General features: G+C 65.5%; 24 protein-coding genes and 1 tRNA gene. 11 read left to right on the top strand and 14 right to left on the bottom strand.

The features are described from left to right. Positions 1-39 precede the first annotated feature (39 nt). The 3 genes from QX108_RS03135 to QX108_RS03145 all read left to right on the top strand — a co-directional run bounded on the left by QX108_RS03135 (position 40) and on the right by QX108_RS03145 (position 3,765). Complete coding sequence (locus tag QX108_RS03135) at positions 40-1,830, top strand: NirA family protein (protein ID WP_315778862.1); 1,791 nt, start codon at positions 40-42, stop codon at positions 1,828-1,830. Beyond that, entirely contained in the window at positions 1,827-3,443 is a 1,617-nt protein-coding gene (locus tag QX108_RS03140; RefSeq protein ID WP_315778860.1) for a sulfite reductase subunit alpha, read from the top strand. Before QX108_RS03135 ends, QX108_RS03140 begins: the two co-directional genes overlap by 4 nt. A 172-nt stretch (positions 3,444-3,615) precedes the next feature. Next, a complete protein-coding gene (locus QX108_RS03145) occupies positions 3,616-3,765 on the top strand; it encodes a hypothetical protein (protein WP_315720077.1) in 150 nt (49 codons plus the stop codon). 14 nt (positions 3,766-3,779) lie between these two features. On the opposite strand, the gene QX108_RS03150 is transcribed toward QX108_RS03145, so the two are convergent. From QX108_RS03150 to pxpB, 3 genes are read right to left on the bottom strand one after another with little or no spacing between them, the layout of a single operon-like run. Then, a complete protein-coding gene (locus QX108_RS03150; RefSeq protein ID WP_315778858.1) occupies positions 3,780-4,553 on the bottom strand; it encodes a 5-oxoprolinase subunit PxpA in 774 nt (257 codons plus the stop codon). A 32-nt stretch (positions 4,554-4,585) separates the two neighbouring features. Then, the gene (locus QX108_RS03155) at positions 4,586-5,620 is read right to left on the bottom strand and encodes a biotin-dependent carboxyltransferase family protein (protein WP_315778856.1); all 1,035 of its coding nucleotides are present in this window, start codon (positions 5,618-5,620) and stop codon (positions 4,586-4,588) included. Continuing rightward, on the bottom strand, positions 5,617-6,348 hold the full coding sequence (gene pxpB / locus QX108_RS03160) for a 5-oxoprolinase subunit PxpB (RefSeq protein WP_315720080.1): 732 nt from the start codon (positions 6,346-6,348) through the stop codon (positions 5,617-5,619). Before pxpB ends, QX108_RS03155 begins: the two co-directional genes overlap by 4 nt. Before the next feature lie 245 nt (positions 6,349-6,593). On the opposite strand from pxpB, the gene QX108_RS03165 reads away from it, so the two are divergent. Beyond that, positions 6,594-7,292 carry a ribonuclease activity regulator RraA gene (locus QX108_RS03165; protein ID WP_006613956.1) on the top strand — a complete coding sequence of 233 codons (699 nt, stop codon included), beginning with the start codon at positions 6,594-6,596 and terminating at the stop codon, positions 7,290-7,292. A gap of 36 nt (positions 7,293-7,328) precedes the next feature. Continuing rightward, the gene (locus QX108_RS03170) at positions 7,329-7,733 is read left to right on the top strand and encodes a cupin domain-containing protein (protein WP_172131836.1); all 405 of its coding nucleotides are present in this window, start codon (positions 7,329-7,331) and stop codon (positions 7,731-7,733) included. A 68-nt stretch (positions 7,734-7,801) separates the two neighbouring features. Here the strand turns inward: QX108_RS03170 and QX108_RS03175 are convergent, their stop codons facing one another. Next, positions 7,802-8,695 carry a DUF2147 domain-containing protein gene (locus QX108_RS03175; protein WP_315778853.1) on the bottom strand — a complete coding sequence of 298 codons (894 nt, stop codon included), beginning with the start codon at positions 8,693-8,695 and terminating at the stop codon, positions 7,802-7,804. 91 nt (positions 8,696-8,786) lie between these two features. Further along, on the bottom strand, positions 8,787-9,263 hold the full coding sequence (locus tag QX108_RS03180; protein ID WP_172131834.1) for an Lrp/AsnC family transcriptional regulator: 477 nt from the start codon (positions 9,261-9,263) through the stop codon (positions 8,787-8,789). Positions 9,264-9,409: 146 nt separating this feature from the next. Here QX108_RS03180 and QX108_RS03185 point away from each other — a divergent pair, with 146 nt between their 5' ends. Then, positions 9,410-10,429, top strand: a complete 1,020-nt coding sequence (locus QX108_RS03185; RefSeq protein ID WP_172108925.1) for a 1-aminocyclopropane-1-carboxylate deaminase — start codon at positions 9,410-9,412, stop codon at positions 10,427-10,429. A 923-nt stretch (positions 10,430-11,352) separates the two neighbouring features. Here QX108_RS03185 and QX108_RS03190 read toward each other — a convergent pair. The 7 genes from QX108_RS03190 to QX108_RS03220 all read right to left on the bottom strand — a co-directional run bounded on the left by QX108_RS03190 (position 11,353) and on the right by QX108_RS03220 (position 18,465). Continuing rightward, entirely contained in the window at positions 11,353-12,144 is a 792-nt protein-coding gene (locus QX108_RS03190) for a transporter substrate-binding domain-containing protein (RefSeq protein WP_315778851.1), read from the bottom strand. Between the two features lie 255 nt (positions 12,145-12,399). After that, a complete protein-coding gene (locus QX108_RS03195; protein ID WP_172109793.1) occupies positions 12,400-12,795 on the bottom strand; it encodes a hypothetical protein in 396 nt (131 codons plus the stop codon). Positions 12,796-12,989: 194 nt separating this feature from the next. Further along, positions 12,990-13,988 (bottom strand): hydroxyacid dehydrogenase, encoded by a 999-nt coding sequence (locus tag QX108_RS03200; protein ID WP_315778849.1) that lies wholly within the window; start codon positions 13,986-13,988, stop codon positions 12,990-12,992. Between the two features lie 35 nt (positions 13,989-14,023). Then, entirely contained in the window at positions 14,024-15,124 is a 1,101-nt protein-coding gene (locus QX108_RS03205; RefSeq protein WP_315720085.1) for a sn-glycerol-3-phosphate ABC transporter ATP-binding protein UgpC, read from the bottom strand. Between the two features lie 18 nt (positions 15,125-15,142). Beyond that, a complete protein-coding gene (locus QX108_RS03210; protein ID WP_315778847.1) occupies positions 15,143-16,054 on the bottom strand; it encodes a carbohydrate ABC transporter permease in 912 nt (303 codons plus the stop codon). Continuing rightward, the gene (locus tag QX108_RS03215) at positions 16,054-16,992 is read right to left on the bottom strand and encodes a sugar ABC transporter permease (RefSeq protein ID WP_315720087.1); all 939 of its coding nucleotides are present in this window, start codon (positions 16,990-16,992) and stop codon (positions 16,054-16,056) included. The genes QX108_RS03210 and QX108_RS03215 overlap by 1 nt, the downstream gene beginning before the upstream one ends. Before the next feature lie 132 nt (positions 16,993-17,124). Further along, positions 17,125-18,465 carry an ABC transporter substrate-binding protein gene (locus tag QX108_RS03220; RefSeq protein ID WP_315720088.1) on the bottom strand — a complete coding sequence of 447 codons (1,341 nt, stop codon included), beginning with the start codon at positions 18,463-18,465 and terminating at the stop codon, positions 17,125-17,127. A 451-nt stretch (positions 18,466-18,916) separates the two neighbouring features. Here QX108_RS03220 and QX108_RS03225 point away from each other — a divergent pair, with 451 nt between their 5' ends. Beyond that, entirely contained in the window at positions 18,917-19,576 is a 660-nt protein-coding gene (locus QX108_RS03225; protein WP_315779494.1) for a Spy/CpxP family protein refolding chaperone, read from the top strand. A gap of 34 nt (positions 19,577-19,610) precedes the next feature. On the opposite strand, the gene QX108_RS03230 is transcribed toward QX108_RS03225, so the two are convergent. Continuing rightward, a complete protein-coding gene (locus QX108_RS03230) occupies positions 19,611-20,237 on the bottom strand; it encodes a TetR/AcrR family transcriptional regulator (protein ID WP_315778844.1) in 627 nt (208 codons plus the stop codon). Positions 20,238-20,321: 84 nt separating this feature from the next. Between QX108_RS03230 and QX108_RS03235 the strand changes: the two genes are divergently transcribed. Further along, complete coding sequence (locus QX108_RS03235; protein WP_315778842.1) at positions 20,322-21,053, top strand: NIPSNAP family protein; 732 nt, start codon at positions 20,322-20,324, stop codon at positions 21,051-21,053. Positions 21,054-21,409: 356 nt separating this feature from the next. Continuing rightward, positions 21,410-22,696 carry a hypothetical protein gene (locus QX108_RS03240; protein WP_315778840.1) on the top strand — a complete coding sequence of 429 codons (1,287 nt, stop codon included), beginning with the start codon at positions 21,410-21,412 and terminating at the stop codon, positions 22,694-22,696. 308 nt (positions 22,697-23,004) lie between these two features. Here QX108_RS03240 and QX108_RS03245 read toward each other — a convergent pair. Further along, a tRNA-Ser gene (locus QX108_RS03245) sits at positions 23,005-23,094 on the bottom strand. A 252-nt stretch (positions 23,095-23,346) separates the two neighbouring features. Between QX108_RS03245 and QX108_RS03250 the strand changes: the two genes are divergently transcribed. After that, positions 23,347-23,565: a hypothetical protein gene (locus QX108_RS03250; RefSeq protein ID WP_315778838.1), complete on the top strand. Its 219-nt coding sequence runs from the start codon at positions 23,347-23,349 to the stop codon at positions 23,563-23,565. A 468-nt stretch (positions 23,566-24,033) separates the two neighbouring features. Beyond that, a complete protein-coding gene (locus QX108_RS03255) occupies positions 24,034-24,954 on the top strand; it encodes a septal ring lytic transglycosylase RlpA family protein (protein WP_315720093.1) in 921 nt (306 codons plus the stop codon). Positions 24,955-24,960 lie beyond the last annotated feature (6 nt).

Consider the following 24,960-nt stretch of genomic DNA (forward strand, 5'->3'; position numbering starts at 1 on the left):
ACGCCAATCGCCGTGGCCGCTGGAGCTTCGTCCGCCATCATGAAAATCGAACCTTTGTCAGTCGACTTCAACGACGAGCAGAAGCGCTACCTGGAAGGGTTGGCCGCCGGCCTCAAGGTCAATCTGGGCGGCCGTACCCAGGCCGCAACCGTCACGGCCTCCGAGCCGACCGGGCCGGACGCCATCCATATCAAGGCGCAGGACAAAGTCATCGCGGCAGGCCGCAAACTCGCCGACCAGGAGAAGGTCAAGCGCGAGCTGCATCCGTTCGACGCCTACGAGCGGCTGAAGCAGCAGGCCCGCAGCAACGCGGCGCCCTCGGCAGCCGACAATTTCCGCTGGCGCTATTTCGGCCTGTTCCATGTTGCACCGGCGCAGGACTCCTACATGTGCCGGCTGCGCATTCCCAACGGCATCATGAAGCATTGGCAGCTGACCGGCCTGGCCGATCTCGCCGATCAACTCTGCGGTCCCTACAGCCACGTCACCACGCGCGCCAATCTGCAGCTGCGCGAGATCCCGCCCAAGCATGCCGTGCTGCTGCTGGAGGGACTCTCGGATCTCGGCCTGACCGCGCGCGGCTCCGGCGCCGACAACATCCGCAACGTGACGGGCACGCCGACCGCCGGCATCGATCCGCAGGAGCTCTTGGATACGCGGCCCTATGCGCGCGAATGGCACTTCCACATCCTCAACGACCGCTCGCTGTACGGCCTGCCGCGCAAGTTCAACGTCGCCTTCGACGGCGCCGGCCGGATCGCGGCGCTGGAGGACACCAATGACATCGCTTTCTCCGCGGTCGAGGTGAAGGACGGCTTCGGCGTGACGCCGGGCGTGTGGTTCAGACTCGGCCTCGGCGGCATCACCGGCCACAAGGATTTCGCAAAGCCGACGGGAATCATCGTCGAGCCGGAGCGCGCCACCGAAGTGGCGGACGCCATCGTGCGGCTGTTCATCGAGACCGGCGATCGCACCAATCGGCTGAAGTCGCGGCTCAAATACGTGCTCGACAGCATGGGCCATGACAAGTTCATGGAAGCGGTCGAGGCAAGACTCGGCCGCAAGCTCGCGCGCGTGCCGGACGAGGCGCTTGCGCCGCGGCCGGAGTCCGATCGCATGGCGCATGTCGGGGTGCACCCGCAGAAGCAGCCGGGGCTGAACTGGATCGGCGTGGTGCTGCCGCTGGGCAAGCTGACGACCGATCAGATGCGGGCGCTCGCCAAGATCGCGGCCGATCTCGGCGACGGCGAGATCCGGCTGACCGTGTGGCAGAACTTGTTGTTGTCGGGTGTGAGCGACGACAAGGTCGCATTGGCCTGCGCGGCGATCGAGCAGATCGGGCTCTCGACGAAGGCTTCGCACATCCGCGCGGGCTTGATCGCGTGCACCGGCAATGCCGGGTGCAAGTTCGCGGCAGCGAACACCAAGAAGCATGCGGCGGAGATCGGCGATTGGTGCGAGAGCAGGGTCGACATCGACACGCCCCTCAACATCCATCTCACCGGCTGCCATCACTCCTGCGCCCAGCACTACATCAGCGACATCGGCATGATCGCGGCGAAGGTGCCCGTCGGCGAGGGCGACGACACTGTCGAGGGCTATCATCTGTTCGCCGGCGGCGGCTTCGGCCCGCAGGCCGATATCGGCCGCGAGGTCTATCGCGACCTCAAGGCGGCGGACGCGCCGCGCTTCGTCGAGAAACTGCTCAAGGCCTATCTCGCCCACCGCGCTTCGCCCGAAGAGACCTTCCTGTCCTTCGCCCGCCGCCACGATGGCCACGCGCTGCGCCAGCTCGCCGAAGCCCACACGACGTCCGAGGTGTCAGCATGAACCAGATCACCCCCACGTCGAAGATCGAGCCGAAGATCGAGATCATTCCCGCGACGGCACCGTTCTCCGAGGCCCAGCGTTCCTGGCTCAACGGCTTCCTCGCCGGTGCACTCGGTCTTGATGGATCGACGGCATTGCCGCTTGCGCAGAACGGCGCGGTGCTGGCGCCCGCAGGCGATGCCGATGACGGCGAGGCGCCATGGCACGACCAGACCCTGCCGATCGCCGAGCGGATGAAGCTCGCCGAGGGGCGTCCGTTGCGCCGGCGCCTGATGGCGGCCATGGCACAGCAGGACTGCGGCCAGTGCGGCTACAATTGCAGCGACTATTCGGATGCGATCGCCGATCGCAGCGAGGCTCGGCTGAACCTGTGCGTGCCCGGCGGCAAGGAAACCGCGCGGATGGTGAAGGCGCTGTATGAGGAGATCGACAAGGCGCCTGCGGCCAAGCCCGCTGCCGTTGCCACGACCCCCACAGCCGTCTCCCTGGTCGTCAGCGCGCCCGGCCGATCGCGCGACAATCCGGTCGAGGCGACGTTTCTGTCGCGGCGTCTGCTCAACAAGTCGGGCTCTGAGAAGGAGACCTGGCACATCGAGTTCGATCTCGCCGAGGCGGGGCTCGATTATGTGGTCGGCGATTCCTTCGGCATCTTCGCCAAGAACGATCTTGGCCTCGTCGATCAGATCATCGCGCTGCTGGGCGCCTCGCACATGACCGAGGTCAACGGCAAGCCGCTGCGGCAATGCCTGCTCGAGGACGTCTCGCTGTCGCCGGCGCCGGATTCGCTGTTCGAGCTGATCTCCTTCATCACCGGCGGCTCCACCCGCGAGAAGGCGCGACGGCTGGCGCAGGGGGAGGATCCCGATGGCGATGCGGCGACGCTCGACGTCATGGCGGTGCTGCAGAAGTTCTCCGGCGTGCGGCCGCATCCCGAAGCCTTCGTCGAGGCGCTGGAGCCGCTGCAGCCGCGGCTGTACTCGATCTCCTCGTCGCACAACGCGACGCCCGGAAAACTCTCGCTGACGGTCGACTGCGTCCGCTACGTCATCGGCAAGCGCAAGCGTCTCGGCCTCGCCTCGACGTTCCTGGCCGAGCGGATCAATCCCGGCGACAAGCTCCGCGTCTACGTCCAGAAGGCGCATGGCTTCGCGCTGCCGGCCGATCCGAAGACGCCGATCATCATGGTCGGCCCGGGCACCGGCATCGCGCCGTTCCGCGCCTTCCTGCACGACCGCAGGGCGACCGGCGCGCCGGGCAAGAACTGGCTGTTCTTCGGCCATCAGCGCAGCGATTGCGACTTCTTCTACGCCGACGAGCTCAACGCGATGAAGACCGCCGGCCTGCTGACGCGGTTGTCCCTGGCGTGGTCGCGCGACGGCGACAAGAAGTTCTACGTCCAGGACCGCATGCGCGAGGTCGGCCGCGAGGTGTGGACCTGGCTCGCCGATGGCGCGCATCTCTACATCTGTGGCGACGCCAAGCGCATGGCCAAGGACGTGGAGCGTGCCCTGGTGGACATCGTCGCCCAGTTCGGCGCGCGATCGACCGACGAGGCCGTCAGCTTCGTCGCCGACCTCAAGAAGAAGGGCCGGTTCCAGCTCGACGTTTATTAACGCGTTCACCGTGCATGGAACCCCGCGGATAAAATTCTCGGCCGGGACAGCGGCCGAGAATTTTTTGGTTCCAAGCGGACCCGAAACGGGGGGCTTGTCGTTATTTGCGCGGTTGCCTTGCATCGGCCCGTGAGAGCGCTTTTCTCATGGCCGGAACTTCAGGAGACCGGCCATGCGGACGCTTTCGACGCCCCTGCGACAGATGCCTCAGGCTCGCGCCATTCGCGAGCGCGGCGCCACGGCGGCACTGGTCGCCCTCTACGGCGCACTCGCGCTGATCGGGGCCATCACGCTGGGCATGCCCTTCACCCATCCGTTCTGATCAGGTTCCTTCGATCACGGCACCGCCTTGAACGGCGCCACCCTGATGCCGGCCACGTCGAGCGCCTTGCGCACCTCGCGGGCGATCTCGACGGCGCCGGCGGTGTCGCCGTGAATGCAGACGGTGTCGGTGCGCATCTTCATCACCTTGCCCGTCACTGAGACGACCGCTCCGTCCTGGATCATGCGCACGACGCGATCGGCAATCTGCTTGGGATCGTGCAGCACCGCGCCCGGCTTGCTGCGCGACACCAGGAGGCCGTTGTCGTCATAGGCGCGGTCCGCGAACACCTCGTGCGCCATCGACAGATTGGCTTTTTCTCCAGCGGTCACCAGCTTCGAGTTCGCGAGCACCACGAAGATCAGGCTGGGATCGACGGCCTTGATCGCCTTGGCGATCGCGTTGGCCGTCATGTCGTCCTCGCAGGCGACGTTGGACAGCGCGCCATGCGCCTTGACATGCGTGACCTTGTGGCCGGCCGCGGTGGCGATCGCCTGCAACGCACCGATCTGATAGGCGACGAGGTTCTCGACCTCCGATGATGTCAGCCCCGGCACCGGGCGTCGGCCAAAGCCGTGCAGGTCGCGATAACCGGGATGCGCGCCGACGCTAACGCCTTTCGCTTTCGCCATCTCCACCGTCCGGCGCATGATGTCGGCATCGCCGGCGTGAAAGCCGCAGGCGACGTTGACGGAGGTCGCCAGATCGATCATCGCGGCGTCGTTGCCCATCTCCCAAGGGCCAAAGCTTTCTCCGAGGTCGCAGTTCAGATCGACGGTGCTGGTCATGTGATGGTCCGCTCGTTGATGAGATACGATCTTTAGTCGGGCGCCGCTCCGAGCCAGGTCGTGACGTCGGTCGCACTGACGGCATGCCCGGCCACATTGGCCGTGAACAGCGCATCGATGTTGAAATCACTGCTCACAAGCTCGGTGACGCGGCCGGGCAGGCTGCGCATCAGGTCCTTGTAGCGGCGCAGCTCGGCCTGCGCCTCGGCCATGCCGACCGCCTTGAAGCGGAACGGCGTGCCGGCCGGCGTCTGCGCCAGGCGACCGAAATCGGCCGTGATGACGGTCGCAATCTTCGGATAGCCGCCGCTGGTACCGCGATCCGACATCAGCACGATCGGCGAACCGTTGCCGGGCACCTGGATGCTGCCCTCGACGGTGCCGTCCGAGACGATGTTGTGGCCGTGCAGATGGCTGATGACGGGGCCCTCGAGCCGATAACCCATGCGGTCGCTGGTCGCCGAGACCATCCAGTTGCTGCGGAGGAACAGCGCCTTCATCTCGTCGCTGAACTCGTCGTCCTGTGGACCCATCACCACCCTGATCGGGCCGCTCAGCTTCGGCACATCGATCTGCATCTCCGGCGTCTGGCCGGCTGGCGCGACGTCGAACACGTCGCCGGCCTGCAGCGGCCGCGGGTAGGGGCTGCCGAGGCCGGCGCGGGCATTGACCGAGAGGCTGTTGAACATCGGCTCGCCCGGTATGCCGCCTTCGATCGCGAGATAGCTGAACGAGCCGCCGCGCGCAAAACCGAGCGTGAGCTTCTCGCCCTCGTTCAGCATCACCGACGTGTTCATGTCGACCTGGTGCTTGGCGACCTCAACCGGCCGCGGCGCGCCGCACAACGCGACGCGCACCGCGCCGCCCTTCGCCGTGAACGTCGCGCCGAACGGCCCGATCTCGATCGCAGCCGCCATCAGCGCGTTGCCGACCAGGCTGTTCGCCGCGGCCAGCGACAGCTTGTCCATCGCGCCCGACGGCGTCAGCCCATAGCGTTGCGCGCCGAAGCGTCCGCCATCCTGGACGGAACTTGCCGGGCCGATCTGCGAGACGATGAGCGTGCTCATGCGGCGATCCGCTCGGCGATCAGCTCGCCATGTTCCGCCGCACGCTCCTGCTCGGCAAACGTCTTCTCATCCACGGCGTAGAAGCTGACCTCGTCGCCGGGCTCGAGCAGAAAGGTCGGCTCGCGATGCAGCTGGAAGGTCCGCATCGCGGTGCGGCCGAGCAGGTGCCAGCCGCAGGGACCGGCGAGGCACTGGATGCCGGTCTGGATTCCGCCGATCGCGACGATGCCCGCCGGGGTCGCCAGACGCGGGTTTTGCCGGCGCGACATCTGTAGCGACGGATCGAGGCCGGAGAGATAGGACCAGCCCGGCGTGAAGCCGATCATCGCGACGCGATAGGTGCCGGCGACGTGGCGCGCGACGACATCGTCCGGCGTGATGCCGAGCGCCTTGGCGACGTCCTCGAGGTCGATGCCATTCTCGCCGCCATAGCAGACCGGAACCCGCCAGCGTCTGACCTCGGTGTCCGGTGCGAGCGACCCGGCCGACAGCGCAAGCAGCCTTGCGCTGAGCGCCTCGTAGTCGATGACGCCGGGATCGTAATGCACCAGCAGCGAGCGATAGGTCGGCACGGTCTCGGTGATGCCGTCGATCGCAGCCGCCGCGAGCGCGTGATCGAGCGCGAGGACGCGTCGGTTCGCGGTCTCGTCGATGGTCCGGCTGAACTCGACGGTCAGAGCGCTGTCGCCGCTGGGCAGTAGGCGAGGAGGGAGAAAAGGGTCGGCCATTGGTCCGAAGTGATCCGCGTTGCTGGTCCCTGATCTAGCCGTTTTCAGTCTCGAGTGGAATTGGGTGAAAGGCAAAAAGTCTCGAAAATTCAATAAATTAATCGGATGTCTTGCGATAAGAGAACTTTATCGGGCCGCGCAACCCCGCATGCAGCGGGCGCACGCCGCGAGGCCTTGACGCGGCGACCGCCGCTCGCAAGATGCGCCTGCCTTTTTAGCCAGCCTGTTGGAGCGCCAGTCTCAAGATGTCCCTCACTCCCGAAGCCATCGCCACCCTCTCTCAAGTCACCACTGCGACCATCACGACGGTCCTGCTGAAGAAGGGGTTGCGCAATGTCTGGCTGCGCGGCGCCAAGCCGCTGCGCCCGGGACAGAAGCGGCTGGTCGGTCCCGCCTTCACCTTGCGCTTCGTGCCGGCGCGCGAGGATCTGGCGACGCCGGAATCCTGGTCGTCGCCGATCTCCACCCGCACCGCGATCGAGGCCATGCCCGAGGGCTGCATCGCGGTGGTCGATGCGATGGGCGTCAAGGACGCCGGCATCTTCGGCGACATCCTCTGCGCCCGCATGGTCAAGCGCGGCGTGACCGCGCTGATCACCGACGGCGTGGTGCGTGACCTCGAAGGCGTGATGGGCACCGGGCTTCCGGTCTGGTGCGACGGCTATGCCGCGCCGCCGTCGGTCGCGGGCCTGACCTTCGTCGGCTGGGGCGAGGCGATCGGTTGCGGCGGCGTCGCCGTGTTCCCGAACGACGTCATCGTGGCCGACCAGGACGGCGCCGTGCTGATCCCGCAGGCGATGCTCGATCACGTGCTGGCCGAAGGTCCCGAGCAGGAGCGCATGGAGGCCTGGATCGTCGACGAGGTGAACAAGGGAGCCGTGCTGCCGGGCCTCTATCCGATGAATGCCGAGACCAAGGCGCGCTACGCGGCGTCGAAGAAGTAAGCTCACACGCGAGCGACAGCTCCAGAAAGGCACATCATGGACTTCCATCCCGCCGGCTCGCGCGCCACGCGCAAGGCCCCCGCCGAGTACTTCACCGGCAACGTGCTGCAGGACCCGCTGATCATGGCCCCGGCGCCGGCGCGCCTCAACGCCTCGCGCGTCTCGTTCGCGCCGGGCGCGCGCACGGCGTGGCACACCCATCCGCTCGGACAGACGCTCTATGTGGTCTCCGGCATCGGCCGCATCCAGGCCAAGGGTGGTCCGGTGCGCGAGATCCGGCCGGGCGACGTCATCTTCATCCCGCCGGGTGAGAAGCACTGGCACGGCGCTTCGCCCGACAATGAGATGACGCACATCGCCATGCAGGAGGCGCTCGACGGCGTCTACTCCAACTGGATGGAGCACGTCACCGACGAGGAATACGCGACGCCGGTCGGCTGATCCTCGACTGATGAAACGTGCAGCGCGCGGTCGAGAGGCCGCGCGCTTTTGTCTTGAAGCCGCAACGCTCAGTTCACCCGCGTCCAGGTCTGGCCGCCGCAGAACATGCCGCCGAAGGCGCAGCCCTGCACGAGCAAACTGTCCGATCCCTTCAGTGCGATGGTCGAGTCGTAGGTGCTGCCGCTGTTCGGATCGAAGATGCGGCCGCTCCACTTCTTCTCCTGCGTCTTGTCGCTCGGACGCATGTTGATCAGGATCTGCTCGCCGTTCTGGTTGGTCTTGGCGTCGACCGCGTAGCCGCACAGATTGGTCCCGCACGGCTCGATGCGGATCTTGCCTTCCTTCTCCTCGGTCAGCCAGATCCCGACGGGAGAGTTCGGATCGCGCGCAGCGGGGGGGGGTGCCGTCGGCGGCGCTGCTGCGGTCGTCACGGCGGGCGGGGCCTGGGCCGGTCGCGGTGGGACCGCGACCGGTGCTGGAGCCGCGGCAGCGGCCGATGCAGCGGCGGGAGGCGCAGCGGGGGCTGCCGTCTTGGCAACTGGTTCGGCTGGTGCGACGGGGGCAGCTGCAGGTGGCGGCGTCGGCGGCGCAGCCGCCTGGACGGGAGCAGGCGCAACCGGAGCAGGAGCAGGCGGCGGGCTCGTGGGGGCGACGGCCGTCGGGGCCGGGGCCATCGGCGCCGGAGCCACCACTGCCGGAGCCTGCGCTGGCGGAGCCGGCGTGACGGCCGCCTCGGCTGGCGCCTGCTTGTCCGAACCGGGCTGCGGCTTGGCCGCGCTGTCCTGATCGCGCTTGGTGCGCTTGGTCTTCTTCTGCTCGGTATTGTCGTAGACGCCCGGGATCTGCACGGTGCCGCGGTCGGGATCGATGCGGATTGTCTTGCCGCCGTACTCGATGACGTATTGCGCATGGGCGGCACTGCTGGCCAGAACCACGGCAGCAACGGCCAACAGCCTCTTCATCAGGATCTCCGCAATGTCGGTTGCTGATGTGAGCGAGCTCACGCGCAGTTAAGTCGCTGATGCAGCGAGGTCGGTTCAATGGACGGCCTGCTCAGAAATCGAGCGGCGCATTGTCGACAACCTCCTTCATCACGAAGAAGGTGCGCGTTTGTCGCACGCCGGGCAGCGAGATCAACTGGTCGCCATGCATGCGGTTGAAGTCCTGCATGTCTCTGACGCGGATCTTGAGGAAGAAGTCGAAATCGCCCGCGACCAGATGGCAATCGAGCACGAATTTCAGCTTGCGGATCGCGGCCTCGAAGGTGCGGAAGCTCTCGGGCGTGGAGCGATCGAGTACGACGCCGACCAGCACCAGCGCGCTGCGCTCGACCTTCTCGGGCGCGATCTGCGCGCGCACGCTCTTGATGTAGCCCGCCTCGAACAGCCGCTGGGTGCGGCGATGGCAGGTCGCAGGGCTGACATGGACGGCTGCGGCCAGCTCGGCATTGCTCATGCGGCCGTCCTTCTGCAGCAGCTGCAGAATGCGACGGTCGACGCGGTCGAGGTCGGCTTCGGAAGTTTCTTTCATCGATTGCTGATCCAGTGATGGAATATACCGCCATATCGGCTCGTCCTCGACGTAAGCACGAAAGAACGGACCAATAAAGAGAGCACCTTTCGTCGGCTTTCTCGTATGTTTCGCTTGATCCATTTCACCACCCACGGAGAGATCCCGTGCTTCGGCTCGACAAGTTCAAGAAGTATCCGCTGACCTTCGGTGCCACGCCCATCGAGCATCTGCCGCGCCTGACCGCGGCGCTCGGCGGCAAGGTGCAGATCTATGCCAAGCGCGACGATTGCAATTCCGGCCTCGCGATGGGCGGCAACAAGCTGCGCAAGCTCGAATACATCGTGCCCGACGCGATCGAATCCAATGCCGACACGCTGGTCTCGATCGGCGGCGTACAGTCCAACCACACCCGCATGGTGGCGGCGACCGCGGCCAAGATCGGCATGAAGTGCGTCGTGGTGCAGGAGAGCTGGGTGCCGCACGAGGACGCCGTCTATGACCGCGTCGGCAACATCCTGATGACCCGCCTGATGGGCGCCGACAGCCGCATCGTCGAGGACGGCTTCGACATCGGCATCCGCAAGAGCTGGGAGAACGCGATCCAGTCGGTGAAGGATGCCGGCGGCAAGCCCTACGGCATTCCGGCCGGCGCCTCCGTGCACAAGTTCGGCGGTCTCGGCTATGTCGGCTTCGCCGAGGAGGTGAGGGCGCAGGAAGCCGAGATGGGCATCAAGTTCGACTACATCATCGTCTGCGTCGTCACCGGCTCGACCCAGGCCGGCATGATCGTCGGCTTCGCCGCCGACGGCCGCGCCGACCGCGTCATCGGCATCGACGCCTCCGGCACGCCGGAGCAGACCCGCAGCCAGGTGCGGCAGATCGTCGACAACACCGCGGAGCTGGTCGAGCTCGGCCGCAAGGTGCGCGACGACGAGATCGTCATCCTCAACGACTACGCCTATCCGGCCTATGGCGTGCCGAGCGCCGAAACCAACGAGGCCATCCGCTTGGCCGCCCGCACCGAGGCGATGATCACCGACCCGGTCTACGAGGGCAAGTCGATGCAGGGCATGATCGACCTCGTCAAGAAGGGCTACTTCCCGGAGGGCTCGAAGGTGCTCTACGCCCATCTCGGCGGCGCTCCCGCGATCAACGGCTACAGCTACACCTATCGCAACGGCTGAGGCCGGCCCAGGCTGCCGTTGTCTCGTCGCGATGAGCCGAGGTGCAGCAACACACACAACTGTCGTCCCGGCCTCCGAGCCGGGACCCATAACCACTGGCTGTGGTGTTGTCGTCCACTGCATCTCCGCGCCTGCCACAAACTTCGGCCTGTGAGTCTGGGTCCCGGCTCGGAGGCCGGGACGACACCATTTGTGTGGCACGAGCGATCCAAACATGACGCCGAGTGTGTTGAGAGAGCGACTAAAACGAGACACCGCGTTCTCGCGACGCATGACGTCCGAGTGATCCATCAGTCGGCTCCCTCTGTAGAAGAAGAGGGCGCAGGGAATGCCGGGTGAGGGCCTCACCCATGGCCCGCCTGCGTAAAAAATGCAGGCGGCAGGTACCACAGGTGCTGCCGATCAACCGGCATTCCCTGCGCGACGGTCTTAACGCTTATACGCAGTCTCCCTGGTGCGCCGGGCTTGTTGGCCACCATGCCGCGACAATGCTTGCGCATTGCGCGGGTGATACCAGCGTCGGGGTATCAGGACCCTGCGACTTCACGTCCGCAAGCTGCCGTTCGTCCGCGTGCAAGCACGCTTTCGGCATCTCGCGGCCATCGCCTCCCCACCTCGCGTGTCGTGACGATCGCGCGCAACGCCCCTCTCGATGAGGCGGGATGCGCGCAGTGAACCATGGATTTCGGAAAAACGCAAGAGAAAATTTCTTGCATCTCACCTGACAACGATCTCCTTGTTGGAATTGCTGACGTAACTGCCCAGATGTGTCGACCGCGACGAAGGCGCGGGTCGTCCAGCTTCGGGGCGGGACGGCAAATGGCTCCCGTGAAGGGTTGCAACGGCTTTTGATCAGCTGCTGACCGCGAGCGGCGGCCGATGATGACGTCCGAAGACGGCACCTTCGGCCCGCGGCCCTCGCCTCAATCGAACCAGGCCTTGTAGATCGCCTGATAGCTGCCATTCTCGGTCGAGATGTGCAGCCACTGGTCGACGAACGCCTTGAGCGCCACGTCGCGCTGTAGCCAGTAGGCTTTCTCCGAGAAGTCGAACGGCTTCTCCGGGTGCACGGCGCAGAGCACGCCGGGATGCAGCTTCTGCTGGTAGCGGGTCTCGGAGGCGTCGGTCATCATCAAATCGGCGTCGCCCTTGGCGATCTCCTCGAAGATCGTGGTGTTGTCGGGGTGGACGCGGATGTCGGCGGCCTTGATGTTGGCGCGGGCGAAGCGCTCGTTGGTGCCGCCGGGGTTGACGACGACGCGGGTGCCGGGCTTGTCGATGTCGGCGAGCGTCTGGTACTTCGAGGTGTCGCTGCAGCGGGCGATCGGGGTCTTGCCCTCGCGCATGATCGGCGTCGAGAAGTAGCCCTTCTTCTGGCGGTCGAGCGTGATCGACACGCCGCCCATGGCGACGTCGAACTTGTCGGCCTCGAAATCCTTCATCAGCTGCGGCCAGCTGGTCGGTACGAACTCGACCTTGACGCCGAGCGCCTTGCCGAGCGACTCGGCCATGTCGACGTCGAAGCCGGAGAACTTGGCCGTCGCCTTGTCGAGATAGGTGAAGGGCTTGTAGTCGCCGGTCATGCCGACCCGCAGGCTGCCGCGCTGCACGATCTCGTCGAGGCGCGAGGCCTGGTCCGCGGCCGCGGGAGCGGCGAGGCTGCAGACGAGAACGAGCCCGGTCAGGACGGATAGCGGACGATCGAAGAACCCCATGATGCGACACCTCGGCTTGGATTGGACGAGGCTATTCTTATACGAGGCGATATCGCCGGACGAGGGGAGAGAGCGTCGACCGCAGCCGGGCCACATGGCGCGATCGCCATGGTCCATACCTGCACGTGGAAAGCGATGGAGACGCCCGGCTTCCACTGCACCGAGGCAGCTTCAGCCGCTGGGGCAGCCTGAATCCAGCCGTGACGACAAAGGAGCCGGCGATCACCGGGCCGGTCGATATCTGGGGAGCCGCGGCTAGCGCTCGCCGGGGCCCGTCGGCGCGGTCGGGCCTTTGCCGGTCATCTCGTTCTTCAGGGCCTCGAAACGCTCGATCGCCTCACGCGCACGGGTATCGACGGTCTTGACGGCGGCCTCGGCGCTCATCGGACCGCTGCTCACAGCGATCGAGGTGGGCCCCACCGTCTCATCGACGTAGTAGCCATCTTCGCCGCGCCTCGCCGTCCAGCGGAAACGGATCGCCGAGATCGGGCCCGGTCCGATCTTGGTATAGCCATCAGCCTGATCGAAGGACACGACCGTCGCGGCCGCCTTCTTCGAAGGCGAGCCCGCTCTGTCCGCGGGCTTCGCGGCTTCAGGCTGATCCAGAATGCTCGCTATCGTTGCGAGCGCGTGCTCGGTCGCAACACTCATGGCCGCCCCTGTTCCTACCGGCGCGCGCAAACATCCGCACCGATAGTTACAGTTGTAGCGAGATTTGGCCGGGTTGCAAGATTGCGTTGAAAATTGGGCAACAAAGCGGTGGAGAAAGATCCTGACATTCACGTGATGCAGCCCGGCTCCTGCCTCATTGCCGATGAGGCAGGGCCATGGCCTGAGCCGGACGACTACAGCACGTCCTGGTTGATCACGTTCTGGCGAATCGGCGCGCCGTCCAGCACGCTGAGAATGTTGCGCGCGGTCTGCTCGCTCATGCGGTCCACGGCCTCGCGGGTCACGCCGGCGACGTGGGGAGCCATGATCACGTTGGGCAGCGCATGCAGCGCATGGCCGACCGGTGGCGGCTCCTGCTCGAACACGTCGAGGCCGGCGCCGGCCAGCCGGCCTGATACCAGTGCATCATAGAGCGCAGCCTCGTCGATCAGGCCACCGCGGGCGGTGTTGATCAGATACGCGGTCGGCTTCATCAGCCGCAGACGCGCGGCGTTGAACAGGCCGATGGTCTCGGGCGTCTTCGGGCAGTGGATGCTGACGAAGTCGGCGCGCGGCAGCGCGGCATCGAGGTCGGCGACCGGCTCGCAGCCGGCGGCGGTGATCTCGGCGGCGGGCTTGTAGGGGTCATAGACCAGCACCCGCATTTCCATCGCGAGGCAGCGCTTGGCGGTGCGGGTGCCGATGCGGCCGAAGCCGATGATCAGCACGGTCTTGCCGTAGAGATCGAACGGCAGCACGCCGAGGCGCGAGCCCCAGGTGCCGTCCCTGACCATCGCATGCATCTCGTTGGCGCGCTTGGCGAGCGTCAGCATCATGAACAGCGCCTGCTCGGCAACCGACGGCGAGTTCGCGGTGCCCGCGACCATCAGCGGCACCTTGTGCTTGCTCAGCGCAGGCACATCGACGGCGTCGAAGCCGACGCCGATCCGGGTCACCACCTTCATGTCGCCGGCGGCGACGAGCTCCGGCTCGCCGAAACGGGTGGCGCCGAGGGCCACGCCATGCACGGGCGCGTGGGAGGTGAGCAGCGCAGAAAAGTCGGCCGCCGAGATCATGTTGGGGAACTCGATCATCTCGACGTCGTCGCGCGCCGCGAGCAGCGCGCGTCCCTTGGCCGAGAACGATTCCGTGACGAGGATCTTGTTCTTGTTGGTTGCCGTCCTGGTGCTCATGTCCTGCCCTTGAACCACGTTTCTTGGTGGCCTCGTCAGATGACGAGGCCCGTGGTCTCGTTTAGCAGGTGCATGTTGTTGAGGTCCATTGCCATGCGCAGGGGGCTGCCATCCCGCGCGCCCGCATTGGGACTGACCCGACCGCAGACCGGCGTCTCGTTGAGGGTGAAGTAGACCAGGGTCTCCATCCCCATCGGCTCGGTGACCTCGAGCAGCGCTTCGAACGGCTCGATTCCGGGCTCGGCATGCGGCTTGGTTTCGGTGATGTGCTCCGGCCTGATGCCCAGCTGCAGCGGTTCATTCCGCGACACGGATTGATAGCGCGCCGCCCGCGCCGGCGGCAACGGAAACGAGATCCGGTCCGTGAGACGCAGATGGAGTCGCCCCTCGGCCTCCTCGAGGCGGCAAGGAACGAAGTTCATCGCGGGTGAGCCGATGAAGCCGGCGACGAAGCGCGTCGCAGGATTATGATACAGCTCGTTCGGCGTGCCGATCTGCTCGATGCGGCCCTTGTTCATGACCACGACGCGGTCGGCCAGGGTCATGGCCTCGACCTGATCGTGGGTGACGTACACCGTCGTGGTGCGGACCTTCTGATGCACCTTCTTGATCTCGATGCGCATCTGCACGCGCAGCTTGGCGTCGAGGTTGGACAGCGGCTCGTCGAACAGGAACACCTTGGGATTGCGCACGATGGCGCGGCCCATCGCCACGCGCTGGCGCTGGCCGCCGGACAGCTGCTTCGGCTTGCGGTCGACGAGGTCGGCGATGTCCAGCATGCGCGCGGCCTCGGCCACCCGGCTCCTGATCTCGGCCTTCGGATAGTGCTTCAGGCGCAGTCCGAACGACATGTTCTCCGCCACCGTCATGTGCGGGTAGAGGGCGTAGTTCTGGAACACCATCGCGATGTCGCGGTCCTTCGGCGGCACGTCGTTGACGACGTCGCCGCCGATCGAGATGTCGCCGTCGGAGATGTCCTCGAGCCCCGCGATCATCCGCAAGGTCGTCGACTTGCCGCAGCCGGAGGGGCCGACCAGCACGACGAACTCGTGGTCGGCGATGTCGAGGTCGATCCCCCGGACGGCCTCGACGTCGTCGTAACGCTTCACGACCTTGCGCAAGCTCACTTCAGCCATGTCAGATCAACCCCTGTCTCAGCCTTTGGTCGCGCCGGCGGTCAATCCGGCGATGTAATAGTCCATCAGGAATGCGTAGATGATCAGCGGTGGTGCCGCGCCGAGCAGCGCGCCGGTCATGATCTGTCCCCAGTTGAAGACGTCGCCCTTGATCAGGGTGGTGACGATGCCGACCGGCAGCACCAACTGGTCGGCCGAGGTCGTGAACACCAGCGGATACAGGAACTGCGCCCAGGAGACGGTGAAGGCGAAGATCGTCGCGGCGATCAGGCCGGGCAGGGCGACGGGAATGAAGATGCGCATGAGCGTCTGCAGCCAGGACGCGCCGTCGATGATGGCGGCCTCGTCGAGCTCCTTCGGGATCGAAGCGAAATAGCCGATCATGATCCAGGTGCAGAACGGCACCGTCAGCGTCGGATAGATGAACAGCAGCACATACCAGCGGTTGATCAGCTGGATTCCCGTGACGTCGCCGATCAGGGCGAACATCTTGAACAGCGGGATGAACAGCAGGCTGTCCGGAATGAGGTAGGTGAGGAACACGCCGGTGGCGAGCGTCGCCGAGCCCCAGAACTTCATCCGCGACAGCGCGAAGGCGGCGGGAATGCTGATCAGCATGGTGATGATCACGACCACGATCGAGACCATGGCGGAGTTGAAGAAGAAGCGCTGGAACTGGTTCGAGGTCAGCAACCCGATGTAGTTCTCCAGCGTCGGGTGGAACACCCACCACGGATTGGTCGCCGCCGAGATTTCCGCGCTGCCCTTCAGCGAGGTGATCAGCATGTAGAGCGGCGGCACCAGCGAGAAGATCGCGAACAGCGTCAGGAAGAAATACGACCAGCGCAGCGCCCAGGCGCGGTCGCGGCTCATCGAGCCGTATTTGACGTTGCGGGTCGGGCCGGCCTTGTCGACGGTGAGCGTGCTCATCAGGATTCGTTCCCCCGCTTGTTGACGTCGCGCAGGATGAAGATCGCGGCGACCGCCAGGATCGGCACCATGAACAGCGAGACGCTGGCGCCGAGCGGGATGTCGCTGCCCTCGATGCCGACGCGGAACGCCCAGGTCGCGAAGATGTGCGTCTTGTCGAGCGGGCCGCCGGCGGTGAGGATGCGGACGATGTCGAAATTGGCGAAGGTGACGATCAGCGAGAACAGCGTCGTGATCGCGATGATGTTGCGCATCATCGGCAGGGTCACGTACCAGATCCGCTGCCACCAATTGGCGCCGTCGATGGCGGCCGCCTCGTAGAGCTGGTCGGGCACCGATTTCAGCGACGCCAGATACATGATCATGAAGAACGGCGCGCCGTACCAGATGTTGACCAGGATCACGGAGAAACGCGCCCAGCCCGCATCGCCGGTCCACGGGATCGGCCCGATGCCGAAGAATGCGAGCGTGTAGTTGAAGGCGCTGTAGGACGGATCGAACAGCCACAGCCAGGCGAGCGTGCTCATCGCCGGCGGGATGACCCAGGGTACCAACAGCATGCCGCGCCATTTGCGCTGGCCCTTGGCCGGGATGTTGTGGACGAAATGCGCGACGATGAAACCGATCAGCGCCTTGAACACCACGGCCGTGATCGCGAAGATGCAGGACTGCTTGACGACCAGCCAGAACGTGTCGCGCTTGAACAGGAACTCGAAATTGCCGAAGCCGACAAAGCGTTGCATCGACTTGTTCAGCGTCGCCAGATGCACCGAATAGATGGCGGGATAGACCACCAGCAGCGCGATCAGCAGGATCAGCGGCAGGGTCAGAAGAAAAGCGACGGTCGACTTGCGCTTCAGCGCATGGCGCAGGCCCTTGCGGCCGGCGGCCCTGCGCGGGCGGACGACGGAATCTTCGCCGATGGCGGCATCAACCATGAGAAAGGGCTCCTCGTGATGGTCCCGGCTGCGGCCGGGTTTCACTGGGCGGGCACGGAGACGGCGCCAAGGAGACGGCGCAGAGAGGACGGCCCGCGGGATGCGGACCGTCCATGTTCGAACGAAGCCGGCTCAACTGCGCATGAAGCCTTCGCACTCGCCCTCGGCCCAGGCCAGGGTTGCGTCCATCTTCTCGCCCTGGGCGTAGCGCAGGCACATCTTGGTCATGGTCGCCTGCGCGTAGATCTGCTGCGCGATCTTCGGCGGAGCAGGGGATGCCGCGATCGACAGCGTCTGGTGATTATAGGGATTGGGATAGTGATAGAGCGTGCCCTTGGGCGGTCCCTGCTCCTGCCAGACCTTGAGCGTGGTCAGCTTTTCGTAGGCGGGCAGGTCGTAGCCGCCGCTCGCCACCACCATCTTCTCGATCGAGGCCGGCTTCGACAGATGCACGATCAGGCTCTTGGCCGCCTCCTTGTTCTTGGAGAACGACCAGATGCTCCAGAAATAGGGCAGGAACGGTGCGAAGCGGCCCTTCGGCCCGGCCGGGAAGCCGTGGGTCCAGCACTGCTCGGCGATCTGCGGCGCGTCGCGCTTGGCCACCGCCCAGGCGCTCGGCGGATTCATGATCATCGCGCCCTTGCCGGACACCAGCCATTTGTTGTTCGAGGCGTCGTCCCACGAGGCGACATCCGGCGGCAGCGCCGCGATCAGCCGCTTGTAGAACTCCAGCGCCTGGCGCACCGCGTCGGTCTTCACCGTGACGTCGCCCTTGGCATTCACGAGCTCGGCGCCGAACGCCTGGAAGAAGGCTCCGGCGGAGTCGACGCTGTCGGTGGTCTCACCAAGTCCGATGCCGAAGGGAACGCCGGCCTTCTGGCAGGCTTCCGCCGCCTTCAGGAACGTCTCCGTCGTCCAGCTGTCGGCCTTCGGCGGGCCGCCGGCGGGATACAGTTCCTGCACGTCGATGCCGGCATGCTTCTTCATCAGGTCGATGCGCGTGCAGGGGCCCTTGATCTGGCTGCCCACGCAGGCAGGCACCGCGAGCCATTTGCCTCCCGATTGTCCGAGATATTTGACGGTGCCGTTGACCTCGCCGTTCTCCTTGATGATCGGCTCCATGATGTCGTTGACCGGCTCCAGCAGCTCGGCATTCGCATGCGGCCACCAGGTCGGCATCGCCATCAGGTCGTGTCCGGATTTTGCGGCCCCTTCGGCGGCGATCGTCAGCTCGATCTTCTTGCCCTGGCTGGTGATGTAGTCGATCTGGACTTCGACCTTCTCCTTGGCGGCCCATTCGTTGACGAGATCGGTCGAAGCCTGATTGGCCCCGGGAACCCAATGGTCCCAGAATCCCATCGAGAGCTTGCCGGCGGCATAGGCGCCGCGCACATAGGGCGCGGCGATCATGACCGCCGAAGTGGCAGCGGTCGCAGCAACAAATTGTCGGCGGTTCAGCTTCCTCCGTGACATGGCGTTCCCTCCCTGGTGGGCCAAGCATTCTGTTGATGCGAATCCAGCTTGTTAGTTATTGCGTCGCGTCATGCGACGCATGGATTTCGCTTGAGTGCAATCAGAGCAGAATTGCGCGCGGCTGTCGAGAAAGCAGGTGCGGCGAAACTTAGAACTAATGGCGTGCGCAATTCGTCGCAGGGGCCTCGACTGATCGCGTTGCAACGAACAGCGCTGCAACGCGAAGCGGAGACGGAAGCAGGCGAGGTCACCGCGACTCGTCGCGGCCCGCATGCCGACAGATGGACTTGCGCGTTGCGGCAAAGGTAGAATTCTGGCGACTCGGGGGCCGCCGCTTCATCTCGTCGATGTGGTCTCCCTGGTGTTGGCAGGGGAGTGCGAGCCGATGACGTTCAGCCGATGGACGGGGGTGAGGCGCCGTCGTCTCTGCGTTGCAGCAGGCCTGTTGCTGATGCTCGGCGGCGCAGCGGTGCTGCCGCGTCAGGTTGCCGCGCAGGGCCTGTTCAAAGGAGTCGAGCAGGGAGCTCGCGAAGGCAACAGGGCGGCGGGCCCGGTCGGCGGCGTGCTCGGCGGCGCGATCGGCGGTGTCGTCGGCGTGGTCACCGGCGTGACCGGGGCGTTCACCGGCAACAGCGACCAGCACAGTGCGCAACCGGCGCCGCCGTCGGAAAGCAAGAAGGCGAAGCCCTCGAAGACGACCAAGACGAAGGTGGCAAAGGCCGCGCCGATGCTGACGCAGCCGGGCGCGCCGCAGCTCACCGCCGAGCAGATCGTCGCCAACAGCGACGCCAATGTCGAGCGCCTGAAGACCGGACTGAACCTGACCGAGGAGCAGGCGAAGAGCTGGGGTCCGTTCGCCGACGCCATGCACGCGCTCGGCCGCAACGGCGCCGACCGGCTCAATCTGCGCATCGCGCGGGCGAAGCGCGATCCGCCTGACGACATCGTCGAGCAGATGCGCAACGAGGCGCAGTTCCTCGTCGACCGCGCCGCCGACCAGCGCGCGGTGGCGGACGCCTCCGAGCCGCTCTTCACCAGCCTCGACGACAGGCAGAAGCAGATCTTCATCGACGAGATGGTGCGCCTCAGCCGCGAACGCGGGCTGGATTAGTTCAGCGCGCCGGCCCTGGCCTGCTGCGACTGCGTCAACCGGCCGGCATCGCGCCGCGGTATTTGGCGGCGAGCAGCGCCGCCAGCTCGACTCTCGCATCGGCCAGCGGAATGGCGTCCTGGCGGGCCTTGGCCATCGCCATCGCCCCGGAATAGGCGGCAATCACCAGAGTTGCGAGGCTGTCGGGATGCAGGTCGCGGGCACGGCCGGCGAGCACGTCGGCATAGAGTTTCGCACGCAGGGCGTCGTGCCAGGCCGCGAAGATGGCATTGAGCGCGCGGCGCATCTCGGCGTCATGCGCCGAAATTTCCATCGCCATGTTGTTCAGCGGGCAGCCGGACACGGCGCGCTTGCCGGTCAGCTCGGTGATGATGGCCGCGAAGACGGCGTCGATGGCGGAGGGCGCGTCGGCATGAGCCTCCAGGGGCGCGATCCAGGTCTGCGCGACCGCCTGCGCCACGCGATCCTGAATCACCGCGAGGCCGAGATCGCGCTTGGCCGGGAAATGGTGCGCCATCGCACCGCCCGACACTGACGCCTTCTCGCGGATCTCCAGCATCCCCGTGGCGAGATAACCGTGGCGGACGAACGTGTCGTAGGCGGCGTCGACGATGCGCCGCCGCACGCCCTCGGGATCGTTGGTTCGCCGGGATGTCTTCATCTCCGCCAGAGAATAGCGGCTTGACAAAACGGGTCAATCATCCTGTTGTACAAAACAGGACGATTGACCCGTTGGAGCACGGCCATGCAATATCATGCGATCTTCGAGCTGCGCCGCTACCGCATGCGCCCTGACGGACGGGACACGCTGATCGACCTGTTCGACAGCACCTTCATCGAGCCGCAGGAGGCGCTGGGGATGCGCATCGAGGGGGAGTTCAGGGATCGCGACGATCCCAATGCCTTCGTCTGGGTGCGCTCCTTCGCCGACATGGACGCGAGAACGCAGGCGCTGCAGTCGTTCTATGGCGGCGATGTCTGGGCCGCGCATCGCGCCGCGGCGAATGAGACGATGCTCAATTCCGACAACGTGCTGCTGCTGAAGCCGGCCGGGGCCGAGCTGCCGTTCGCCGGCAATCTGCCGCGCGCTGAGGAAGGGAACCGCTCGTTGCCGGCCAGCGGCATCGTCGTCGTGAGCACCTGCTCACTGGCGCCGGGAAAGGAGACCGCTCTGGCCGGCTTCTTCTCCGAGCACGCCCGTCCGATCCTGCGCGAGGCGGGCGCGCGCATCGAGGCCATGCTCATCAGCGAGCACAGCCCGAACGGCTTCCCGAGGCTGCCGGTCCGGGAGGGAGAGACGGTGTTCGTGTGGCTCGAATGTCATCAGGACGAGGCCAGCCTGTTGCGCTATCGCGAGCGCCTTTCGCGCAATTCCGACTGGACTGATCATGTCCAGCCCTCCATCGACGCCCAGTGCTGGCGGCCGATCGAGGTGTCATACCTCACCCCCGGCTCACGATCGCTCTGCGCCTGGTGATCCCCGGCGGCGCGAGTTCCGTCTGCAGCGACCGCTACCCTGCGTCCATTTGGTCGCGTTGACCGGGCGGGCGGCGGCGGCTAAGCCGCGTCACGACGTGCGCGCCGCGAGTTGCACAACTTTCGCCTGGCACCATCAGCCGCAGAGTTTGCGCTGAAATATATGTTAACGTGCGTTGCGATCAATTCGCATATATAGAGTTGCGACGTAGACGCCCCTGCGGCGGCGTCTGGATTGCACTGAGGTCATTGTTGAGCCAGACGTGCCCGAAGCTAATCCTGGCGGGCGGCTTCCGACTGGTGTGGAGAGCCATTTTGTTATCGAGAGTGCGCGTGCGCCGATGGATTGAATCTCGGTTGGGTCGTGGCAAAGCGAGCACCGCCGAGAGGCTCGATGCGGATGCGAAACGCTTCATCGAAGCTGTGCAGGCGGAGTTGAAGGCTGCCAAGGATGACGCGCAGCGCTACAAGCGCATCACCGAGGAGATGGGCGTGATCATGGGCCGGCTGCGCGATGAGCGCGACGGCTACAGGCTGGAGTGGGAGGCCGCATCCGCGGAGCTTCGCCGGCTGACCCGACCGCGCGCGACGCCGGCCTTCGGCAATGGCTCCGCGCGCCGCGCCGGCAACGGCCATGACGGATCCGCCTTGAAGAACACGCCGCGGTCCGCGCTTCGCGTGCTGTGCGTGGGAACGGGGCGCGACGGCACGACGTCGCTCGCACGGATGATGCAGGAGGTCTTCGACAACCAGGGCAACGGCGACCGCGCGGTGCACGAGTGGGCGTCGGGCGAGCTCAACGAGCTGTTCTGCCAGCTCAAGGAAACCAACGATCCCGGCTTCGAGGATCAGATCCGCCAGACGATTCTCGATTGCCCCCATGCCTGCGTCGTCGGCAATGGATATGCGGCCGTGCTGCCGATCATCGCCGAGCTGCTCGGCGACCAGGTCACGCTGGTGCATCTGCGCCGCCGCGACCGCGCGGCCTGCATCGCAAGTCTGGCGGAGAACGCCGAGGTCGCGCCGGAGAACCACGTCTACTACGCCGACTCGCCGGCCGCGCGGCGCAAGCGGCCGACGGCTTTCCACTTCGGCGAGATGTCGAAGCAGCAATGGCTGGATCTGCCGCTGACCGACAAGTTCGGCTGGTACTACGACAAGACCCACGCTCTGATCGAGAAGTCCAAGGGCCTGTTTCCGAATACGCTGTCGGTCGATACCGAGGACCTCGCTCTGGACAGCGTGCGCGCTGCGCTGGCCCATGCGGCCGGCAGCACCGAAGCGCCGCGGGCTTTCCACGTCAACCGCTTCGTCGACCTGCGCCACGTGCCGGCCGAACGCCGCAGCTTCGTGCAGCGCCTGCTGGGCCAGCTCGACGTCCAGAAGCTCGCTCACGACGATCTCTACGGCGTGCGGCAGGTGCTGAACGAGCTGATCTATCATCTCGCGCATTTTCCGGACGAGGCGCCGGGCGCGCTGGATGAGCTGCGCTGGACGTTGAGCGAGACCTATCGGCTTCTCGACCACCGCATCAGCGACGTTCGCGAGCTGATGGAGCGGGTCGGGGTCACGCCGGAGACGGCAGCTCCATTGACTGAGCATGGCGCTCCACGCCCCCACGACGGCGTGCGCCTGAACAGTTGAGCGGCCTGGTCCCCAGGGCCGGCAAGCTCAGTCCCCGAAGCGCGTCGTCGACCGGCTCGCTGCAGCAAAGGGGCGATTGGATCTGCCCGCCACTGCCTCGCGCAGCCATGAGCCAACGAAACCGACAGCATTGCGCGTCCGCCAAGTCTGTCCGCCTTGCCCAAGAATTTTTCAGGCGCGGGACGATGTAGCAGCGACGACCGCGGTCGAATCGGCCGTCGCAATCACATTCAGACCGGCGCTGCCGCAAAGACCGCGTGCAACGTCCGCAGGAAACTTCAAAGCGGAATCGACCATGAAAGTGGGTCTGGCGGAAGGGGTGGGATTCGAACCCACGGTACCCTTGCGGGCACGCCGGTTTTCAAGACCGGTGCCTTAAACCACTCGGCCACCCTTCCATCCGGCGTCGTGTCCGGAACGTCGGCGTCGTCCACGCATGACCGCGGCATCGACGCGATCCTTGTTTAGGGGGTGGGGTTGCGGCTCGTCAACGGCGCATTCGCGCCTGTCCGGACGCCATCAATCTCAAAGCTCGCGCTCATCTGAGCGCGAAAACCATCAGGCCCGAGCACAAGACGGCCATGCTCAATGCCGTCAGGGCGAGAAAGCTGCCCGTGAGCCAGTCCTGACGTCCTAGATCTCGGTGTCGCATGGGCCACCTGCTGTGGCTGGGTTGCCGGTTCGGCCTCGGGCGGATCGCCAAGGTCGATCGCAAAGGGTCGGTCGCAAAAGAAAACCGATCGGAAGAAGCGGAGGATCAGAAAAGAAGCGGTCTTGAAAACCTGCCGGTCGAAACTGTCACCTTCAGGGTTGCACCTGAAGTGTCGCTAGTGAAGCGGACGAAAACATCGGACGAGAGCCGACCGTGACGTCGGCTGTCCGATCCGTCCAGACTCAGGCCCGCGACCGGACCCCTTCAAACGCATGAGCGAGGAAGATGCCGGCGCCAACCAAGCCCATCACCGCTGTCATTGCTTCAATCATCGTGAACACACCCTTGTTGCGCCCCGTGTGAAGGAAACGACGTGCAGCCCTGCACAGTCAAAATGATTCAGGCCCCGGAAAATGAGAACCGTCCTAAGTGAGGTTTTCACGCAACATATGTGTCTAAAAAGGTGCACTCGCAACATCGCGACGTGGGGACATGCACGCACGGGCAGCTATTGCACCCCGCGAACAACCGCGGGAAAGCTCCGGTTAACCACGGCGGGGGCCACCCCATTTCCGCCGTGTTCGGGTTGCGTTAGTCTCATGCATTGAGTTGCAGGGGATGCGACTCGGGGAAGAGCGGCTTGGCGCGGGCAGGGCGACAGCCGCTGAAGTGGTCATTGGGGTCGATGGGGATTGGTCAAACAGATCCGGTCGGACGAGCGGCGCGCGGTGCCGTCGCTGTCCTGGCCTGCCTGATGGTCGCGAATTGCGCCTCCTCGAACAAATTCGCCAGCAAGGTCGATCCGAAATACGGCGTGTCGTCCAGCCCGCGCGTCGTCGGCTTTGGCGAGCCGGTGCCGAAGGGGGGCGGCGTGTACCGAATCGGCAAGCCCTATACGGTCGCCGGCAAGACCTACGTCCCCGAAGAGGACGCCAACTATCGCGCCGAGGGCATGGCCTCCTGGTACGGCGACGATTTTCACGGCCGCCTGACCGCCAATGGCGAGGTGTTCGACATGACCTCGCTGACGGCCGCGCATCCGACGCTGCCGCTGCCCAGCTATGCCCGCGTCACCAATCTCGCCAACGGCAAATCACTGATCGTCCGCATCAATGATCGCGGCCCGTACCACGGCAACCGGCTGATCGATGTCTCCAACAAGGCGGCCGATCTGCTCGAGTTCAAGGGCAACGGCATCGCCAAGGTGCGTGTCGAATATGTCGGCCGCGCGCCGCTGGAAGGCTCCGACGACACCCAGCTGATGGCGACCTTGCGCACCGGCATCCCGGCGCCGGCGCCGTCACTGGTCCGCGTCGCCTCGGCCAAGCCGTTCGTACCCGACATGGGCGCCAGCCATCCGATTCGCGGCGAGATCCCGCTGCCCGAGGGCCGGCCGTATACGCTGGGCAACAGCTCGGCCGACATGGCCTCGATCAACGCGACCTCCGAGTTGTCGGCATCGAGCCGGACGCGGGGGCGCAGCCTCGATAATCCGCGCGCGGTGTCCTACGATCAAGCTGGGCGTTACGTCCCGCAGGGGCAGGCGAGCGGCAATGACGGCGCCGATGAGGCCCGCGACATCATGGGCGGTCGCGGCCTGTACTGATCCGCC

Source organism: Bradyrhizobium sp. SZCCHNR1002, assembly GCF_032381435.1.
GTDB classification, from domain to species: Bacteria; Pseudomonadota; Alphaproteobacteria; order Rhizobiales; family Xanthobacteraceae; genus Bradyrhizobium; species Bradyrhizobium aeschynomenes.

What these genes read in the sequence shown, in the direction of transcription:
- QX108_RS03220 (WP_315720088.1), bottom strand. Translation starts at nt 18,465, where the DNA reads ATGTCACGGAGGAAGCTGAACCGCCGACAATTTGTTGCTGCGACCGCT.
- QX108_RS03180 (WP_172131834.1), bottom strand. Translation starts at nt 9,263, where the DNA reads ATGAAAGAAACTTCCGAAGCCGACCTCGACCGCGTCGACCGTCGCATT.
- QX108_RS03135 (WP_315778862.1), top strand. Translation starts at nt 40, where the DNA reads ATGAAAATCGAACCTTTGTCAGTCGACTTCAACGACGAGCAGAAGCGC.
- QX108_RS03140 (WP_315778860.1), top strand. Translation starts at nt 1,827, where the DNA reads ATGAACCAGATCACCCCCACGTCGAAGATCGAGCCGAAGATCGAGATC.
- QX108_RS03175 (WP_315778853.1), bottom strand. Translation starts at nt 8,695, where the DNA reads ATGAAGAGGCTGTTGGCCGTTGCTGCCGTGGTTCTGGCCAGCAGTGCC.
- QX108_RS03200 (WP_315778849.1), bottom strand. Translation starts at nt 13,988, where the DNA reads ATGAGCACCAGGACGGCAACCAACAAGAACAAGATCCTCGTCACGGAA.
- QX108_RS03210 (WP_315778847.1), bottom strand. Translation starts at nt 16,054, where the DNA reads ATGAGCACGCTCACCGTCGACAAGGCCGGCCCGACCCGCAACGTCAAA.
- QX108_RS03205 (WP_315720085.1), bottom strand. Translation starts at nt 15,124, where the DNA reads ATGGCTGAAGTGAGCTTGCGCAAGGTCGTGAAGCGTTACGACGACGTC.
- QX108_RS03165 (WP_006613956.1), top strand. Translation starts at nt 6,594, where the DNA reads ATGTCCCTCACTCCCGAAGCCATCGCCACCCTCTCTCAAGTCACCACT.
- QX108_RS03215 (WP_315720087.1), bottom strand. Translation starts at nt 16,992, where the DNA reads ATGGTTGATGCCGCCATCGGCGAAGATTCCGTCGTCCGCCCGCGCAGG.
- QX108_RS03145 (WP_315720077.1), top strand. Translation starts at nt 3,616, where the DNA reads ATGCGGACGCTTTCGACGCCCCTGCGACAGATGCCTCAGGCTCGCGCC.
- QX108_RS03195 (WP_172109793.1), bottom strand. Translation starts at nt 12,795, where the DNA reads ATGAGTGTTGCGACCGAGCACGCGCTCGCAACGATAGCGAGCATTCTG.
- QX108_RS03150 (WP_315778858.1), bottom strand. Translation starts at nt 4,553, where the DNA reads ATGACCAGCACCGTCGATCTGAACTGCGACCTCGGAGAAAGCTTTGGC.
- QX108_RS03235 (WP_315778842.1), top strand. Translation starts at nt 20,322, where the DNA reads ATGCAATATCATGCGATCTTCGAGCTGCGCCGCTACCGCATGCGCCCT.
- QX108_RS03170 (WP_172131836.1), top strand. Translation starts at nt 7,329, where the DNA reads ATGGACTTCCATCCCGCCGGCTCGCGCGCCACGCGCAAGGCCCCCGCC.
- pxpB (WP_315720080.1), bottom strand. Translation starts at nt 6,348, where the DNA reads ATGGCCGACCCTTTTCTCCCTCCTCGCCTACTGCCCAGCGGCGACAGC.
- QX108_RS03225 (WP_315779494.1), top strand. Translation starts at nt 18,917, where the DNA reads ATGCTCGGCGGCGCAGCGGTGCTGCCGCGTCAGGTTGCCGCGCAGGGC.
- QX108_RS03155 (WP_315778856.1), bottom strand. Translation starts at nt 5,620, where the DNA reads ATGAGCACGCTCATCGTCTCGCAGATCGGCCCGGCAAGTTCCGTCCAG.
- QX108_RS03230 (WP_315778844.1), bottom strand. Translation starts at nt 20,237, where the DNA reads ATGAAGACATCCCGGCGAACCAACGATCCCGAGGGCGTGCGGCGGCGC.
- QX108_RS03255 (WP_315720093.1), top strand. Translation starts at nt 24,034, where the DNA reads ATGGGGATTGGTCAAACAGATCCGGTCGGACGAGCGGCGCGCGGTGCC.
- QX108_RS03190 (WP_315778851.1), bottom strand. Translation starts at nt 12,144, where the DNA reads ATGGGGTTCTTCGATCGTCCGCTATCCGTCCTGACCGGGCTCGTTCTC.
- QX108_RS03250 (WP_315778838.1), top strand. Translation starts at nt 23,347, where the DNA reads ATGGGCCACCTGCTGTGGCTGGGTTGCCGGTTCGGCCTCGGGCGGATC.